Here is a 14,576-nt window from a genome sequence, read left to right as displayed (position 1 = left end):
AACCATGTCGTCACGTCGGAACTGCTGGAGAAACTGGGTGCGGACCGGGAGACCGCGATCGAGCGGGCGCGGGTCACCACCGCCGGACTGCTCGGCGGAACCGGCGGGGCCGAGGTGAAGATCGGTGACGGCGGCCTGGCGAAGAGTTTCGCCGTGCGGTCCGTGCGGAGTTCTCGCCGCACCATTCCGCTCGTGGTCCCGGCTGTGCTGGAGCCGTGGCGGAATCGGGTGCCGGGTGAACTCATCGTCCTGCCCGCCTGCGACGACGACATCATGATCAGCGGTGCGGACGGCGAGTATCTCGAAGTCATGGTGAGCAGCGCGATCGACCGCTTCCGGTATTCGGGAAACCGGCGATTGTCTCCCGAGCCCTACGCGATCGTCGACGGCGCACTCGGCCCGTGGCGGCCGTCGGAGGATTCACCGGCATACCCGACGGTGCGCGAAGCCGAGGTGATCCAGCGGGTCGTCGCGTACGCCGATTTCGTCGGCCACCTCCGTGAGCACCTGCACGGTGCCGAAGCGGACGTCGCGGCGGCGCAACGGGGCGAGAATGTGAAGGCCTCGCTCCCGTTCAGCTACAGCTCCACGACCCTGGTCGGCCCGACCCAGTACCTTCCGTTCGTCGAGTACGTCGGGTTCGAAAACCTGGACCCCCAGCAGGACGACCTAAGCCTGGATCCCCTTCGACGGGCTTCGCGACCTTCCCGGCGTGACGATGACGCCCGCCTGGCAGTACGGCCTGCCGGTCGTCCGCTTCGAGCCGCCCGCGGACCCCGGCACCCGGCGGCGGATCTCGGCCGCGCTTCGCGAGTACGCCGAAAATCCTTGGTGACGTCGTAGGTTCAGAAACGGGTGGTCCCGTCGACCGCACTGACCGGAGTTCCGTCGCTCGCCACCGCCGGCACCATGGCGCCGCAGCGGACGAGGTCGCAGGGGGAGAGCGGGACGGGTTTCCCGACGCGTTCGCCGTTGGGGAAGGTCCCGTTGCGGAAACCGAAATCCGCCAGGTCGGGCCCGTTCGCGCCGACGGTGATCTCGGCGTGGTTGCGGGGCACGGCACCGTCGTGGGGCAACGCCACTGCACGGCGACGACCCACACCTCCAGCTATGGGTTCCACCCACCGGAGTCGACGTTGTACGAGCGATGCAGCTGCCTCTCTTGGTGCTCGGACTGCAGACGCTGGACGGGATCCATGGTGTACGTCGCCCGCGAGACAGGCCTCCTCGACCCTCTGGCCGAGCTTGATCCCGGACAACGCGAGCGGCTACACCGCAAGGAATACGCCCTGGTGCGCCACCTTGACCGACCGGTTCGCCGAACACCAGGCCCTGACAGCGCCCACCGCCCAACGCGCGCTCATGCCGCGATGTGGCGCGCTCCCCGGCCTTGTGTAAGGAGCGATTTCACCCAGCATCGGAGGTCATGGAGCCCTCAGGGCTGGACGAAACTGTGTAGACCAGGTCGCCGTTCGCGGATTGGTTTCACCGCCCGCGATCTGCGGCTCGACTGCGGTCGGTCTCTCGACCGCGCGTTCTCCAGGTCGACCGGCCGGGGAATCAAACCTGGTCATCAGGCGCTTACCCGTGCTGTGAAGAAGATAGGTTTCCTCTCGTTCGGTCACTGGTCGGCGAGCGCGCACTCCGAGACCCGGTCCGCCGCGGACTTCCTGCATCAGTCGATCGACTTGGCGGTCGCGGCCGAGGAACTGGGCGTGGACGGCGCGTACTTTCGTGTGCATCACTTCGCGCGCCAGGCGGGCAGTCCGTTCCCGTTGCTGTCGGCGATCGGCGCCCGGACCTCGAAGATCGAGATCGGGACCGGCGTGATCGACATGCGTTACGAGAACCCGATGTACATGGCCGAGGAGGCGGGCGCAGCCGACCTCATCTCGAGGGGCAGGCTCCAGCTCGGGGTCAGCCGGGGATCCCCGGAGCAGGTGATCGACGGGTGGCGGTACTTCGGTTACGGACCGGCGGAGGGGCAGACCGCCGCGGACATGGCCCGGCAGCGCACCGAGGTCTTCCTCAAGCTGCTCGACGGCGAGGGCTTCGCGCAGCCGAATCCGCGGCCGATGTTCGCCAATCCGCCGGGGTTGCTGCGGCTCGAGCCGTACTCGGAGGGATTGCGTGAGCGGATCTGGTGGGGGTCCAGTTCGAACGCGACCGCGGTGTGGGCGGCGGAGCAGGGGATGAATCTGCAGAGTTCCACGCTCAAGGACGACGAAACGGGCGAGCCGCTGCACGTTCAGCAGCGCAAGCAGATCGAGGCCTACCGGGAAGCCTGGAAGGAGGCCGGCCACGTGTGGGAGCCGCGGGTGTCGGTCAGTCGCAGTATCTTCGCGTTGACCAACGACCTGGACCGCGCCTACTTCGGCCGCGATCGGAACTCGCGGGACCAGGTCGGCATGATCGACGAGACGACCAGGGCGATCTTCGGGCGGTCGTATGCCGCGGAGCCGGACGAGCTGGTGCGGGCGCTCAAGGAGGACGAGGCGATCGAGGCCGCGGACACCTTGTTGCTGACCATCCCGAACCAGCTCGGTGTCGAGTACAACGCGCACGTGCTGGAGAGCATCCTCACGCACGTGGCGCCGGAGCTCGGCTGGCGCTGAGAATGCGCGATTCGGCGGATGGGCCGGGGTGCTCGCCTCGCTAGGATCGGGGCATCCCCGGCCATCGGAGGGTCCCATGAGACTGCCCCGATCCCGCTTTCTGTTCGGCCTCGCCTTGGTCTTCTGCCTGGCCCTGCCGCCGACGGCGCGAGCGAGCGCGCCGGCCCCGCTCGGCGGCGGGAGCGTGTTGCAGACCGGCGTTTCGTCCCGGTGCACGGCGGGATTCGCCGCCGTTTCCGGCAGTACCGGTCACCTGATCGCGAGTTCCGCCTGCGGCAGGCCCGGCGACACCGTCCGCAGCGCGGGCCGCGTGGTCGGGGTGGTCGCGGCGGCCCAGGCCCCGCCGACGGGCGCGATCGTCATCCGGGTCACCAACACGACCGACTGGCGGCTGGTGGGATCGATCCCGCCCACCGACAGCCGTGTCACGATCACCGGTTCGGTCGAGGCCCCGGTCGGCGCGTCGGTGTGCAAGTACGGCGCGACCACCGGCTGGCGCTGCGGGATCATCCAGGCGAAGAACGTGTCGATCACCTTTCCCGAAGGAACGCTGACCGGCTTGACCCGCACCTCCGTCTGTGCCGAACCGGGTGACAACGGCGGACCGTTCGTCAGCGGGACGCAGGCGCAAGGGGTGCTGGTCACCGGCAGCGGGAACTGCTCCAGCGGCGGCACCACCTACTTCTTCCCGGTCAACCGCGTCCTGTCGGCCTATGGGCTGACGATCCTCACCGGAACCTAGAACGGCAGGACCCTCGGATACGGGGGAGGGGAGTGCCGCGCGAACGCCGGCGTGGTCGTCACCCGGGCTTGCCCGACGGTGTCGAAGATCGTCTGGTGTTCCGGTGCCAGCTTGCCGGCTTCGGCGTTCAGCGCGGCAGGCCCGCTCGACGGCCAGTGTCCGCGGTCCAGCCGTCGCTCCAGTGTGCGCAGGGCGGCGATCTCCTCGGACGCGGTGAACACACAGTGACCGGCCCGGTTCACGAACAACTGACGAAGGTTTCCCGGATCACCTGCCAGCGCGACTCGCTCGGCGTAGGCGCGTTCGTGCGCCGCCGGCGCGGCGCCGTCCGCGACGGTGTGCGTGGTCAGCACCGGGAACGGCGTGCGTCCCAGCGGCAGCCCGAACCGGGCCAGATAGCCGGCCGCGGCCGGATCGGGGGAGACGCGCGGGGCCTTCGCCAACTTGTCGAGGTCGGCGCCGAGATCGAGGCCCGCCTCCGCGTAGGCGCGTTCCACCAGCGGCCGCTCGCCTGCCTTCGCCAGGATCCGCCGGTAGTCGACACCCACGTTCCAGCTCGGATTGCCGCCCGCGCGCTGTTCCAACGCGACCCTGTCGGCACCGAACGCACTGACGCGGTAGAAGCGATCCCATAAGCCCTGCCAGAAGACCTGCTCCGCGACATCCGGCGGCCGGGGCCGGGTCGCGTCGAACCAGCCGGGAATCTCGGCCAGCGCGTTCGCCAGCGCGAGCCGGGCCTGGCCTCGCGGGTTCGCGGTAGCCGCCTGCACCACGTCGGCGAACCGGCCCACATTGGCCGCGGGGTCGGTGATCCGCACCAGTTCCAGCCGTGCGTCCAGCAGCGTGTTCAGCGCGTATCCGAGATCGAGCCCGGAGTTCCAGTGCGCGGCCCCGCCGGCGAGATTGCCGCAGAAGGTCATCAGGCCGTCGAACCGGCGCGGGTTCCGCTCGGCGAGCAAGGTCGCGGTGATCGCGCCGACCGATTCGCCCGTTGCGATGGTCCGTCGCGGCGGGCCGACCGTGCGGGCGAACCAGTCGTGCAACCGGATCTGGTCGGTCAGCGCTTCTTCGATCGACCAGCCGCGTACGTTCCGGTACTGCGACGCGGCCAGCGCGTAACCCTGTTCCAGCAGGAAAGTCTCGGTCGTGGGTTGTGAGGTCAGCGCGATCCGCTTCGGCTCCGGATACGCCAGGGAGTACATCCCGTGACTCCACAGCATGAGCGTGCCGTTCCAGTTTTCCGGCACCAGCACCAGATAACGCGCGCCTTCGAGTTCGCCTTCGTACCTGGTGACCGGGCCGGCGGCCGAGGCGCGGGGAACGAACACCAGCCCCAGCACGATGGTGAGCAGAACAAGGAAAGTCAGACGGCGCCGCGCCATGTCAACCACCCCCGAGGAGTCATCTTCCCGCCGCGCGGGGTGAATTGTCCAGATCCGCTCGGTCGAACCGCGGCCACCATCGGGGCGGAGCGAAGGTAGGAGTCGCTTTCGCATTCGCCGCCGGGTGGGTCCGCCAGGTGCCGATCCGGAGCTCCGGTAGGTCTCACGGCCAGGTCCACTCGGGAGTGTGGACCGAGCCCGGCCGGTGATCGATAGTGAGGGGCATGTACACCGGCAACCCCGACGTCCCCGACGACGTGTTCGCGGACGTCCTCGGCCAGATCGACGACTTCGTGCGCACCCGCGTGATGCCTCGCGAGCGGGAGATCATGAGCACGGACGCCATCCCGGCGGATCTGCGGGCGCGGGCGGCGGAGATGGGGTTGTTCGGATACGCGATCCCGCAGGAGTGGGGTGGGCTCGGCCTCGACCTGGTCCAGGACGTCGAGGTGGCGATGGCGCTGGGGTACACGTCCTTGGCGTTGCGGTCGATGTTCGGGACGAACAACGGGATCGCGGGGCAGGTACTGGTGGGGTTCGGCACGGAGGACCAACGGGCGCGGTGGCTGCCCGGGATCGCGTCGGGTGAGGTCGTCGCGTCGTTCGCGCTGACCGAGCCGGGCGCCGGATCGAATCCGGCCGGCCTGCGGACCAGTGCGAAGCCGGATGGTGACGGCTGGATCCTCGATGGCGGCAAGCAGTTCATCACTAATGCCACCGACGCGGGCTTGTTCGTGGTGTTCGCCCGGACGAAGCCCGCGTCGGAATCCGGGATGGGGATCGCGGTGTTCCTCGTGCCCGCTGACACTCCGGGGATCCAGGTCGGCGCGAAAGACGCGAAGATGGGGCAGGAAGGCTCGCGCACCGCGGATGTCACCTTCTCTCAGGTGCGTGTCGGGCCGGAAGCACTCGTCGGCGGGGACGGGGACGTCGGGTACAAGGCGGCGATGACGTCGTTGGCCCGCGGCCGGATCCATCTGGCGGGGCTGGCGGTCGGGGCGGCGCAGCGTGCGCTCGACGAGTCGGTCTCGTATGCCGCGACGGCGACTCAGGGCGGGACGCCGATCGGGGATTTTCAGTTGGTGCAGGCGATGCTCGCCGATCAGCAGACCGGTGTGCTCGCCGGCCGGGCGCTCGCGCGTGAGGCGGCGCGGTTGTATGTGACGGGGGAGGATCGGCGGATCGCGCCGTCCGCGGCGAAGCTGTTCTGCACCGAGATGGCGGGGAAGGCCGCGGATCTGGCGGTGCAGGTGCACGGCGGCAGCGGGTACATGCGAGAGGTCCCGGTCGAGCGCATCTACCGGGACGTCCGGCTGATGCGGCTGTACGAGGGGACCAGTGAGATCCAGCGGCTGATCATCGGTGGCGGGCTGGTGCGGGCCGAGAAGAAGAAAGCATGACCCGGCCGCTCGAAGGGGTCACGGTCGTCGCCGTCGAACAGGCTGTCGCCGCTCCGCTGGCCACCCGTAACCTCGCCGACCTCGGCGCGCGCGTGATCAAGGTCGAACGCGTCGACGGCGGGGACTTCGCGCGCGCCTACGACCACGCCGTACACGGCACCGGCGCGCATTTCGTGTGGCTGAACCGCGGGAAGGAGTCGCTCGCCGTCGACCTCAAGACAGCCGAAGGCCGGGACGTCGTCCGGCGGCTGGTCTCGAAGGCCGACGTTTTCGTGCAGAACCTCGCGCCCGGCGCGGCCGAGCGGCTCGGTTTCGGTGATCTGCGGGCGGATCATCCGGAGCTGGTCGTGGTGAACCTGTCCGGATTCGGAGCGGGCGGGCCGATGGAACAGCGCAAGGCCTATGACATGTTGATCCAGGCCGAAGCCGGCCTCATCGCGATCACCGGCACCCCGGACGCTCCGGCGAAGACCGGGATCCCGACCGCCGACATCGCGTCCGGCATGTATTGCGCGCAGGCGGTCCTGGCGGCGTTGCTGCGCCGCTGGCGCACCGGCGAGGGCGCGACGATCGAGGTCTCGATGCTCGAAGCCACCGTCGAATGGATGGGATACGCGCTCAACACCCGGATGTACGCCGGAACCGAGCCCGACCGGATGGGGCTGAGCCACAGTTCGATCGCGCCGTATGACGCTTTCCCCACCCGCGACGGCCAGATGCTGATCGGCGTCCAGAACGATTCCGGCTGGCGCACGCTCGTCACCGACGTCCTCGACGCGCCCGAACTCGCCGACGACCCGCGCTTCACCACCAACGTGCAACGCGTGGCCCACCGCGCGGAATGCGACGCCGCTGTCGCCGCCCGGACTTCGCAGTGGTCCGACAGCGAACTCGACGAACGCCTCGCCGCGGCCGGGGTTCCCGCCGCCCAGCTCAAAGACGTCGGCCAGGTCGCCGATCATCCCCAGTTGCGGGCCCGTGACCGCTGGCGCGAGGTCGGCACCGAATTCGCCCGGATCGACGCCTTGCTGCCGCCGGTGACCTTCGACGATTTCGAGGCGTGCATGGGCGACGTCCCGGCACTGGGGGAGCACACGCACGCCCTGCTCGTCGAGTCCGGAGTGGACGCCGACGGCTACCTTCGCCGCGGTATCGCCGGCTAGATTCCGGCCGCGCGACTGGAGGAACTCCAGGTTTACGATCAAGATCATGCGATTCGCCATCAAGACTTCGCCGCAGGACACCGTTTGGTCCGACATGCTCGCCGTCTGGCAGGCCGCCGACGAGATCGAACTCTTCGAGTCCGGTTGGACCTTCGATCACTTCTATCCCATTTTCTCGGATTCGACCGGTCCGTGCCTGGAAGGGTGGGTGACCCTCACCGCGCTCGCGCAGGCCACGAAACGGCTCCGGCTGGGCACACTGGTCAGCGGGATCCACTATCGGCACCCCGCACTTCTCGCGAACATGGCCGCGACACTGGACATCGTGTCCGGCGGCCGGCTGGAGATCGGTGTCGGCGCGGGCTGGAACGAAGAGGAATCCGGCGCGTACGGCATGGAACTCGGCACCATCAAGGAACGCAGTGACCGGTTCGAGGAAGCCTGCGAGGTGCTCGTCGGCCTGCTCACTCAGGAGACCACCACCTTCCAGGGCGAGCACTACCAGCTGACCGGCGCCCGCTGCGAACCGAAGGGCGTGCAGAAGCCGCATCCGCCGATCTGCATCGGCGGCAGCGGCGAGAAGCGAACCTTGCGTACGGCCGCGAAGTACGCCCAGCATTGGAACTTCGTCGGCGGCACGCCGGAGGAGTTCGCGCACAAGCGTGAGGTGCTGCATCGGCACTGCGCGGACATCGGCCGGGATCCGAGCGAGATCACCTTGTCCTCGCATGTCCCCTTCGGCACGGACGGTGATTACGCCAAGGTCGCCGCGGACGTCGAAGCACTCGGCGAAGCGGGTCTCGACCTGGCGATCATCTACCTGCCGCCGCCGCACAACCCCGCGGTGCTGGAGCCGCTCGCGAAGGCACTCGAGCCGCTGCGCTGAGGTCTCGAAGACCGGCCGGGAGTGAAGGCCCGTTGCGGAACCGGCCGGTCTCGCTATACGGTGACAGAACTAGAACAGGTTGCAGTTCTGCACGGTGGGCGGACCGAGGAGCGGACATGGCGAACAGGGCTGCGCGCGGCGACGAGGCCGACTACGTGGTCGTCGGATCGGGCAGCTCGGGCGCCGCGATCGCGGGCAGGCTGGCGGAGTCCGGTGCCAGCGTGATCGTGCTCGAGGCGGGAAAGAGCGACGACAGGCTGCTCGTCCGGAAGCCGGGGCTGGTCGGCCCGATGCACGCGGTGCCCCAGCTCAAGAAACCCTTCGACTGGGGTTACTACTCGGTGCCGCAGAAACACGTTCTCGATCGCCGGATGCCGGTGCCGCGCGGCAAGGTCGTCGGCGGCTCCAGCTCCATCAACGGCATGGTCTACGTCCGGGGCAACCGCGCCAACTTCGACTCCTGGGCCGCCGAGGGCAACAAGGGCTGGGACGCCGACAGCGTCAACGCCGCGTACAAGCGCATGGAGGACTTCGAGGACGGCGAGAGCGAGTTCCGGGGCGCGGGCGGGCCGATCCGGATCACCCGCAACAAGACCCCGCAGGAGGGCACGCTCCAGTTCCTCCAGGCGACCGCCGAGGCGATCGGCTGCGAGGTCCTCGACGACTACAACGCCGGGTCCCAAGAGGGCGTCAGCCGGATGCAGCAGAACGCCGCCGACGGCCTGCGGTACAGCGCCTCGCGCGGTTACATCCACCATCTCGCGCCCGCCACGCTGCAGGTCCAGTCCGGCGTGCTGGCGAAGAAGGTGCTCATCGAGAACGGCCGCGCCGTCGGCGTCGAGGTCGTCGACGCGAACGGGGGACAGCGAACCCTCCGCGCGGGCAAGGAGGTCATCCTCTCGGGAGGCTTCATCGGATCCGCGCAGCTGCTGATGTTGTCCGGGATCGGCCACGCCGAGCACCTCAGGGAGCACGGCATCGACGTCGTCGCGGACCTGCCGGTCGGCGACAACCTGCACGATCACATGTTCCACGCGCTGACCTTCCGTGCGTCGTCGAGCAAGAACAGGGGCACGCCGCCGTACTTCGCGCGCGGCCTCGTCAGCGAACTGATGCGGCCCGGCACGACGTTCCTGGCGAACTCGGTCTTCGAGGCGGTCGCCTTCCTCAAGACCTCTCAGGCCGCCGGGGTGCCCGATCTTCAGCTGCATCTCCTGCCGTGGGCGTACGTGACGCCCAATCAGGACGCGCCGATCCGGCACGACGTCGACAAACGGCCCGCGCTCACCGTGCTGACCACGCTGATCTACCCGAAGAGCCGCGGCACGCTGCGCCTCGCCTCGGCCGATCCCACGGCGGCACCGCTCATCGACCCCCAGTACCTGTCCGACCCGGCCGATCTCGAACTGCTCGGCGAGGGCTCGGAGATGGTCCGCGAGATCTTCGCGTCGGGAGCGTTCGACGGTTCGATCAAGGAAGAACTCCACCCGGGCAAGGGGTTGCGGGGGCAAGAGCTGCGCGACGCGATCCTGAACCGCGCGACCTCGGTCTACCACGGCGTCGGCACCTGCCGGATGGGCGTCGACGAACTCGCCGTCGTCGGTCCCGACCTCAAGGTCCGCGGCGTCGACGGCCTGCGGGTCTGCGACGCCTCGATCATGCCGTCGATCACCGGCGGCAACACCAACGCGCCCGCCATCATGATCGGCGAGATGGGCGCGCAGCTCGTCCTCTCGGACAACTGACGGAAAAGAGGACCATGACCGTCACACCGCTCGCGCTCACCCGTCCGGCGTCGGTGACCGACGCGTTTCTCCATCGGCTCGCCGCCCGCGTGCCGGGCTCGTCCGGCGCGACCTGGAAACTCACCGAGGTCTACACCGGTGACGTGCTCGTCGAGCTGCCCCAGTCGACACCCGCCGACATCGAGCAGGCGTTCACCACGGCGCGCGCCGCGCAGGAGAAATGGGCCACCACCCCGCTCAGACGACGGCTCGAGGTGTTCAAACGGGCGCACACCCTCTTCGTCGACAACGCGCCGGCCGTCACCGACCTCATCCAGGTCGAGAGCGGCAAGAACCGGCGGATGGCGATCGAGGAGACCTGCGATCCGGCGATGGTGATGAGCCATTACCTCACGCGGGCCACCAAACTGCTGGCGCCGACCAAACGCGGCGGACCGGTCCCGTTCCTGACGACGTCGACCGAGATCCGGCAGCCGAAGGGCGTGGTCGGCGTCATCGCGCCGTGGAACTTCCCGTTCGCCACCGGCATTTCCGACGCCGTACCAGCCTTGATGGCCGGGAACGCGGTGGTGTTGAAACCCGACAACAAGACCGCGCTCTCGCCGCTTTACGGCATCGAACTGCTGGAGAAGGCCGGGCTGCCGAAGGGCGTGTTCCAGGTGGTGTGCGGGGAAGGACCGGACGTCGGCCCCACCCTCATCGACCAGGCGAACTACGTGATGTTCACCGGTTCGACGGCGACCGGCCGGGTGATCGGCGAACGGGCGGGCCGCAACCTCATCGGCTGCTGTCTCGAACTCGGCGGCAAGAACCCCATGATCGTGCTCGAAGACGCCGACCTGGCCGAGACCGTGCAGGGCGCGATCTTCGGCGCTTTCGGCAACACCGGGCAGATCTGCATGCACATCGAGCGGATCTACCTGCCGGAGTCCCGGTACGACGAGTTCAAGAACGCGTACGTGGCCAAAACCAAGGCACTCGACGTCCGCGCCGCCTACGACTTCGGGCCGGACATGGGCTCGCTCGTCTCCGTCGACCACCTGAGCCGGGTCAAGTCGCATGTCGACGACGCCGTCTCGAAGGGCGCGACCGTCCTTTGTGGAGGAAGGGCGCGGCCCGACCTCGGTCCGGCGTTCTTCGAGCCGACGATCCTCGAAGGCGTCACGAAGGACATGCTCTGCGGAGTCACCGAAACCTTCGGGCCCGTTGTCGCACTGCACAAGTACCGCACGGTCGACGAGGCCGTCGCGTTCGCGAACGACACCGAGTACGGCCTCAACGCCTCGATCTGGGGCGGCGACGTCGACGCCGCCCGCGCAGTGGCCGCACGGATCGAATCCGGCAACGTCAACATCAACGACATCCTCGCCACCGCGTACGCCGCGAAGGGCACGCCGTCCGGCGGCGTCAAGAATTCGGGCGTCGGCGCCCGCCACGGGGACCAGGGCCTGCTCAAGTACACCGACGTGAAGAACGTGGCGGTGCTCAAGAAACAGGTCATGGGTCCCCGCGGTGGCCAGACCTACGAGAAGTACGTCGACGGGATGCGGTCCGGGCTGAAACTCATGCGGCGTCTGCGCATCCGCTAGACCGTGTCCGGTGAGTCGGTGTGCTGCGGCGCCGCCAGCACACAGGGGATGCTGAGCACGCACATGCCGGCCAGACACTGCCCGTCGCCTGGAAGCCCATGTGCCGATCTGGGCAGGCAGCCGACGAGGAAGGTCGCCGCGCCCAGCATGGTCAGGGTCACCACGAGCGCGGTCTTGCGGCCTGCTCGGTCAAGACACCCTCGGCAGGCAGTTCCGTGTAGCCGCCCGACATCCTGCCGAGTCCGTGAAGGGCTCCTTGAGGGACCCAGAGTCCCTCAAGGAGGCCTTCACGGACCGATGCCCGGCGCATCTACGGCTTTACTTCCCCGGGGTCCGGGGTGTCGGCGATCGAGGCGACGCTCGGAGTTCTCGAGCGGACGGTGCGGCGACGCGCGCGAGGTGCGCACGGAAGCTGATCGGAGGTCGGCCGGTGACCCGGTGAACCGTGTCGGTGACGCGGTTTTCGGCGCCGTTCGCGATGGAGCGATCCATTCCGGCCAGCAGGGCGGCGAACTCCGGCGGCAGCTGGGTGGAGAGCCGGGTCAGCAGTTGGTCGTGGGTCAGGCTCCGGTGGATCACATCGCGGCCGGTGACCTCGGTGAGGATCGTGGCGATGTCGTCGTGGCTCAAGGCCTCCGGCCCGGTGAGGACGAGATCGGTGTTCGGCGGCCGGTCGTCGATCAGGGCGCGCACGGCGACGGCGGCGATGTCGTCGGCATCGACGAAGCCGACCCGGCCACTCCCGGTGGCGGTCAGGATGACCCCGTCCTCGCGGATCCCCTTGGCGTGGAGATGCGTGCCGGTGAAGTTCTGCATGAACCAGGACGGCCGCAGAACGGCCCACTCCTCGAACAGGCCGGGAAGTGCCTGGTGCACCAGGCCGACGGCCGGGCCGCCCTCGGGGAAGGCCGACGCGCTGAGGAGTACCGCGCGACGGACGCCGGCGAGGCGGGCCTGACGGAGAAACGGCAGCATCACCGCCGCCGGGTCCGGGTCGCCCAGCGGGGGAATGAGGTAGACGCTGGCCGCCCCTGCGATGGCATCGGCGTGACCGGCGGGTTCGTACCAGTCGAAACCCACGGATTCCGCGCCGGGGAACGGGACGGCGCGACGGCTCGCCGCTGTGACGCGATGGCCTTCGGCGAGCAGCCGGGCGGTGATCCGGCCGCCGGTCGTGCCGGTGGCACCGACGACGAGGGTGGTTCCGGTCATCGGCCGCTCCCGGTGAAATCGGCGCCGGGGCGCTGGATCGCCAGGGGATTCCAATAGTCGCGGTAGGAACTGATCAGACCGTGCCGGACGGTCACCACCGCGATGTAGGTCATGTCGAAGGGCTCACCTGTCCTCACCAGGCTCCCGACTCCGCGCATCTCGACCACGATGGTCTCCGGATCGAGGGTGCGGGGGATCAGGAGAGCGGGGAAATCGCGCAGGTCGATGTGCTCGGGATAGTCGCGCATGTAGGCGGCGACGGCGTCCCGGCCTTCGAGGCGCGTGGGCCAGCCTTCGGGCGCGAAAGGGAATTCCATGACCCCGTCGTCGGCCCAGAGGCCGACCCAGCCGGTGATGTCCTTGGCCAGGAGGAGGCGCAAGCCGTGGCGGAACAGATCCGCGGGTTCGGTGTGGATGGGTGGCTCCTCACATAGAATCGGACTGTGGGTCCGTTTCAATAATACGGACCTGGGGTCCGCTTTGTAAACCTGAGGAGCCGAGTGACCGAGCGCAAACCTCGTAAAGACGCCGTCCGGAACCGGGCGGCCGTCCTCGCCGCCGCCGACGCCCTGTTCTCCCGCTGTGAAAGTCCTGACGAGGTGTCCATGGCCGACGTCGCGACGTCGGCCGGTGTCGGCAAGGGAACGCTGTTCCGTGCCTTCGGCGATCGGGCAGGGCTGATCCGCGCGTTGTACGAGGCGCGGCTCGAACCGGTCAGGGAGGCCGTAGAGGCGGGTCCACCGCCACTGGGGCCCGCCACTTCGCCGCTTGAGCGGATTCCCGCCGTCCTCGACGCACTTCTCTGTTTCAAGCTCGACAACCGGAGTCTCGCGCTGGCCTTGGAAGCGACCGGGGACACCAGCCCGTACCTGACGGAACATTACGAGCGATGGCACGGCCTGGTGCGCACCATGTTGGAAGGGATTCCGGGCAGCGAGAACGCTTCCTTCACCGCGCACGCCCTGCTCGCCGCCACGCGGGCGGACCTCGTCGAGCATTTGGCGGGTAAGGAAGGCGTGCCGAGTGAAACGTTGCGAGCACGGCTTGCGGAGTTCACCGGCCGGGTCCTGCGTTTTTCCGGTTCTTCCTGACGGATCGGCCGCCTGCCGACAGAATGACTTCGTGCGAATCATCTTCGTTGCCCTCGCCCTCGTCCTGCTTGGTCTCACCGGTTGCCAGGGCGGGGTTTCCGGCCAAGCCGAGCCCGAGGGCGACAGCTTCGCGATCAAGGACGGGTCGCGGCTTCGGTTCCGGCCGGTCCTGGCCGAACTCCCGCCGGGGCCCGCGACAGGTTCGGCGACCGACCGGCAGAGCACGGACCCCGCCGGACAGCGGGCCGCCGCGGCGGCGCTGGATTGCTCGGAGGGGCCGGATCCGCTGGACGGCCGGGACGATCCGGCGCTCCCGCTGGTCAGCTGTGACCGTGTGGAGGGCACCAAGTACCTGCTCGGCCCGGCGTTCCTCACCGGAGCCGACCTCAGCCGGGCGAACGCCCAGCTCGATACGCAATCGGGAGGACCGCTCATCGGGCTCAGCTTCACCGACGCGGGTGCGCGGACGTGGGCCGACTGGACCGCGGGGAACGTCGGCAAGCAGGTCGCGATGGTGCTGAAGAGCCGGGTGCTGACCGCGCCGACGATCCAGTCCGCCATCACCGGCGGGGAAACTCAGATCACCGGCAAGTTCACCATGCCCGAGGCCCGCCAACTGGCACGCGACATCGCCGGCGCCTGAGCCCTTCGGTCCAGGTGGTGGGGGGGGGGGGGGGGGGGGGGGGGGGGGGGGGGGAGAAACAACAAACCACCACCCCCCCCAACCCCACCCCCCCTCTCCTCGCGCCCC

General features: G+C 68.7%; 15 protein-coding genes. 10 read left to right on the top strand and 5 right to left on the bottom strand.

All coding sequences use genetic code 11. The annotated features are described in order from the left end of the window. The first annotated feature begins 114 nt into the window (after positions 1–114). Positions 115–843, top strand: a complete 729-nt coding sequence (locus ACZ6DT_RS33395) for a hypothetical protein (RefSeq protein WP_465602795.1) — start codon at positions 115–117, stop codon at positions 841–843. 2 nt (positions 844–845) lie between these two features. On the opposite strand, the gene ACZ6DT_RS33390 is transcribed toward ACZ6DT_RS33395, so the two are convergent. After that, positions 846–1,100, bottom strand: coding sequence for an FHA domain-containing protein (locus ACZ6DT_RS33390; RefSeq protein WP_465602793.1), 255 nt, complete (start codon positions 1,098–1,100; stop codon positions 846–848). 492 nt (positions 1,101–1,592) lie between these two features. Between ACZ6DT_RS33390 and ACZ6DT_RS33385 the strand changes: the two genes are divergently transcribed. Then, positions 1,593–2,615, top strand: a complete 1,023-nt coding sequence (locus tag ACZ6DT_RS33385; protein ID WP_465602792.1) for an LLM class flavin-dependent oxidoreductase — start codon at positions 1,593–1,595, stop codon at positions 2,613–2,615. A gap of 76 nt (positions 2,616–2,691) precedes the next feature. Beyond that, positions 2,692–3,357 carry a S1 family peptidase gene (locus ACZ6DT_RS33380; protein WP_465602791.1) on the top strand — a complete coding sequence of 222 codons (666 nt, stop codon included), beginning with the start codon at positions 2,692–2,694 and terminating at the stop codon, positions 3,355–3,357. Here ACZ6DT_RS33380 and ACZ6DT_RS33375 read toward each other — a convergent pair. Beyond that, positions 3,354–4,739, bottom strand: a complete 1,386-nt coding sequence (locus tag ACZ6DT_RS33375; protein ID WP_465602789.1) for a DUF6351 family protein — start codon at positions 4,737–4,739, stop codon at positions 3,354–3,356. The two genes, ACZ6DT_RS33380 and ACZ6DT_RS33375, sit on opposite strands and share 4 nt — an antisense overlap. Before the next feature lie 224 nt (positions 4,740–4,963). On the opposite strand from ACZ6DT_RS33375, the gene ACZ6DT_RS33370 reads away from it, so the two are divergent. The 5 genes from ACZ6DT_RS33370 (at position 4,964) to ACZ6DT_RS33350 (ending at position 11,522) form a co-directional block, all read left to right on the top strand. Beyond that, positions 4,964–6,139 carry an acyl-CoA dehydrogenase family protein gene (locus tag ACZ6DT_RS33370; protein ID WP_465602787.1) on the top strand — a complete coding sequence of 392 codons (1,176 nt, stop codon included), beginning with the start codon at positions 4,964–4,966 and terminating at the stop codon, positions 6,137–6,139. Continuing rightward, entirely contained in the window at positions 6,136–7,302 is a 1,167-nt protein-coding gene (locus ACZ6DT_RS33365; protein WP_465602785.1) for a CaiB/BaiF CoA transferase family protein, read from the top strand. The genes ACZ6DT_RS33370 and ACZ6DT_RS33365 overlap by 4 nt, the downstream gene beginning before the upstream one ends. A gap of 46 nt (positions 7,303–7,348) precedes the next feature. Further along, positions 7,349–8,188 (top strand): LLM class F420-dependent oxidoreductase, encoded by an 840-nt coding sequence (locus ACZ6DT_RS33360; RefSeq protein ID WP_465602783.1) that lies wholly within the window; start codon positions 7,349–7,351, stop codon positions 8,186–8,188. Between the two features lie 116 nt (positions 8,189–8,304). Further along, positions 8,305–9,933, top strand: coding sequence for a GMC family oxidoreductase (locus tag ACZ6DT_RS33355; protein ID WP_465602781.1), 1,629 nt, complete (start codon positions 8,305–8,307; stop codon positions 9,931–9,933). A gap of 14 nt (positions 9,934–9,947) precedes the next feature. After that, entirely contained in the window at positions 9,948–11,522 is a 1,575-nt protein-coding gene (locus ACZ6DT_RS33350) for a succinic semialdehyde dehydrogenase (protein ID WP_465602779.1), read from the top strand. Here the strand turns inward: ACZ6DT_RS33350 and ACZ6DT_RS33345 are convergent. The 3 genes from ACZ6DT_RS33345 to ACZ6DT_RS33335 form a co-directional block, all read right to left on the bottom strand. Beyond that, positions 11,519–11,686 (bottom strand): hypothetical protein, encoded by a 168-nt coding sequence (locus ACZ6DT_RS33345; protein WP_465602778.1) that lies wholly within the window; start codon positions 11,684–11,686, stop codon positions 11,519–11,521. The genes ACZ6DT_RS33350 and ACZ6DT_RS33345 overlap by 4 nt on opposite strands. Positions 11,687–11,840: 154 nt before the next feature. Continuing rightward, positions 11,841–12,734, bottom strand: a complete 894-nt coding sequence (locus ACZ6DT_RS33340) for an NAD(P)H-binding protein (RefSeq protein WP_465602776.1) — start codon at positions 12,732–12,734, stop codon at positions 11,841–11,843. Next, a complete protein-coding gene (locus ACZ6DT_RS33335; RefSeq protein ID WP_465602774.1) occupies positions 12,731–13,114 on the bottom strand; it encodes a nuclear transport factor 2 family protein in 384 nt (127 codons plus the stop codon). The genes ACZ6DT_RS33340 and ACZ6DT_RS33335 overlap by 4 nt, the downstream gene beginning before the upstream one ends. 120 nt (positions 13,115–13,234) lie before the next feature. Between ACZ6DT_RS33335 and ACZ6DT_RS33330 the strand changes: the two genes are divergently transcribed. Beyond that, a complete protein-coding gene (locus tag ACZ6DT_RS33330) occupies positions 13,235–13,825 on the top strand; it encodes a TetR/AcrR family transcriptional regulator (protein WP_465602772.1) in 591 nt (196 codons plus the stop codon). A gap of 31 nt (positions 13,826–13,856) precedes the next feature. Further along, complete coding sequence (locus ACZ6DT_RS33325) at positions 13,857–14,468, top strand: SecDF P1 head subdomain-containing protein (RefSeq protein ID WP_465602770.1); 612 nt, start codon at positions 13,857–13,859, stop codon at positions 14,466–14,468. Positions 14,469–14,576 lie beyond the last annotated feature (108 nt).

It is taken from the genome of Amycolatopsis sp. NPDC041971, from assembly GCF_055588925.1.
The sequence above is the reverse complement of the archived record's forward strand: the minus strand, read 5'-3'. Positions and strand labels throughout refer to the sequence as shown.

Bases quoted from the DNA above. Each gene is read 5' to 3' on its own strand.
- ACZ6DT_RS33355 (WP_465602781.1), top strand. From the start codon at position 8,305: ATGGCGAACAGGGCTGCGCGCGGCGACGAGGCCGACTACGTGGTCGTC.
- ACZ6DT_RS33350 (WP_465602779.1), top strand. From the start codon at position 9,948: ATGACCGTCACACCGCTCGCGCTCACCCGTCCGGCGTCGGTGACCGAC.
- ACZ6DT_RS33375 (WP_465602789.1), bottom strand. From the start codon at position 4,739: ATGGCGCGGCGCCGTCTGACTTTCCTTGTTCTGCTCACCATCGTGCTG.
- ACZ6DT_RS33380 (WP_465602791.1), top strand. From the start codon at position 2,692: ATGAGACTGCCCCGATCCCGCTTTCTGTTCGGCCTCGCCTTGGTCTTC.
- ACZ6DT_RS33370 (WP_465602787.1), top strand. From the start codon at position 4,964: ATGTACACCGGCAACCCCGACGTCCCCGACGACGTGTTCGCGGACGTC.
- ACZ6DT_RS33340 (WP_465602776.1), bottom strand. From the start codon at position 12,734: ATGACCGGAACCACCCTCGTCGTCGGTGCCACCGGCACGACCGGCGGC.
- ACZ6DT_RS33360 (WP_465602783.1), top strand. From the start codon at position 7,349: ATGCGATTCGCCATCAAGACTTCGCCGCAGGACACCGTTTGGTCCGAC.
- ACZ6DT_RS33365 (WP_465602785.1), top strand. From the start codon at position 6,136: ATGACCCGGCCGCTCGAAGGGGTCACGGTCGTCGCCGTCGAACAGGCT.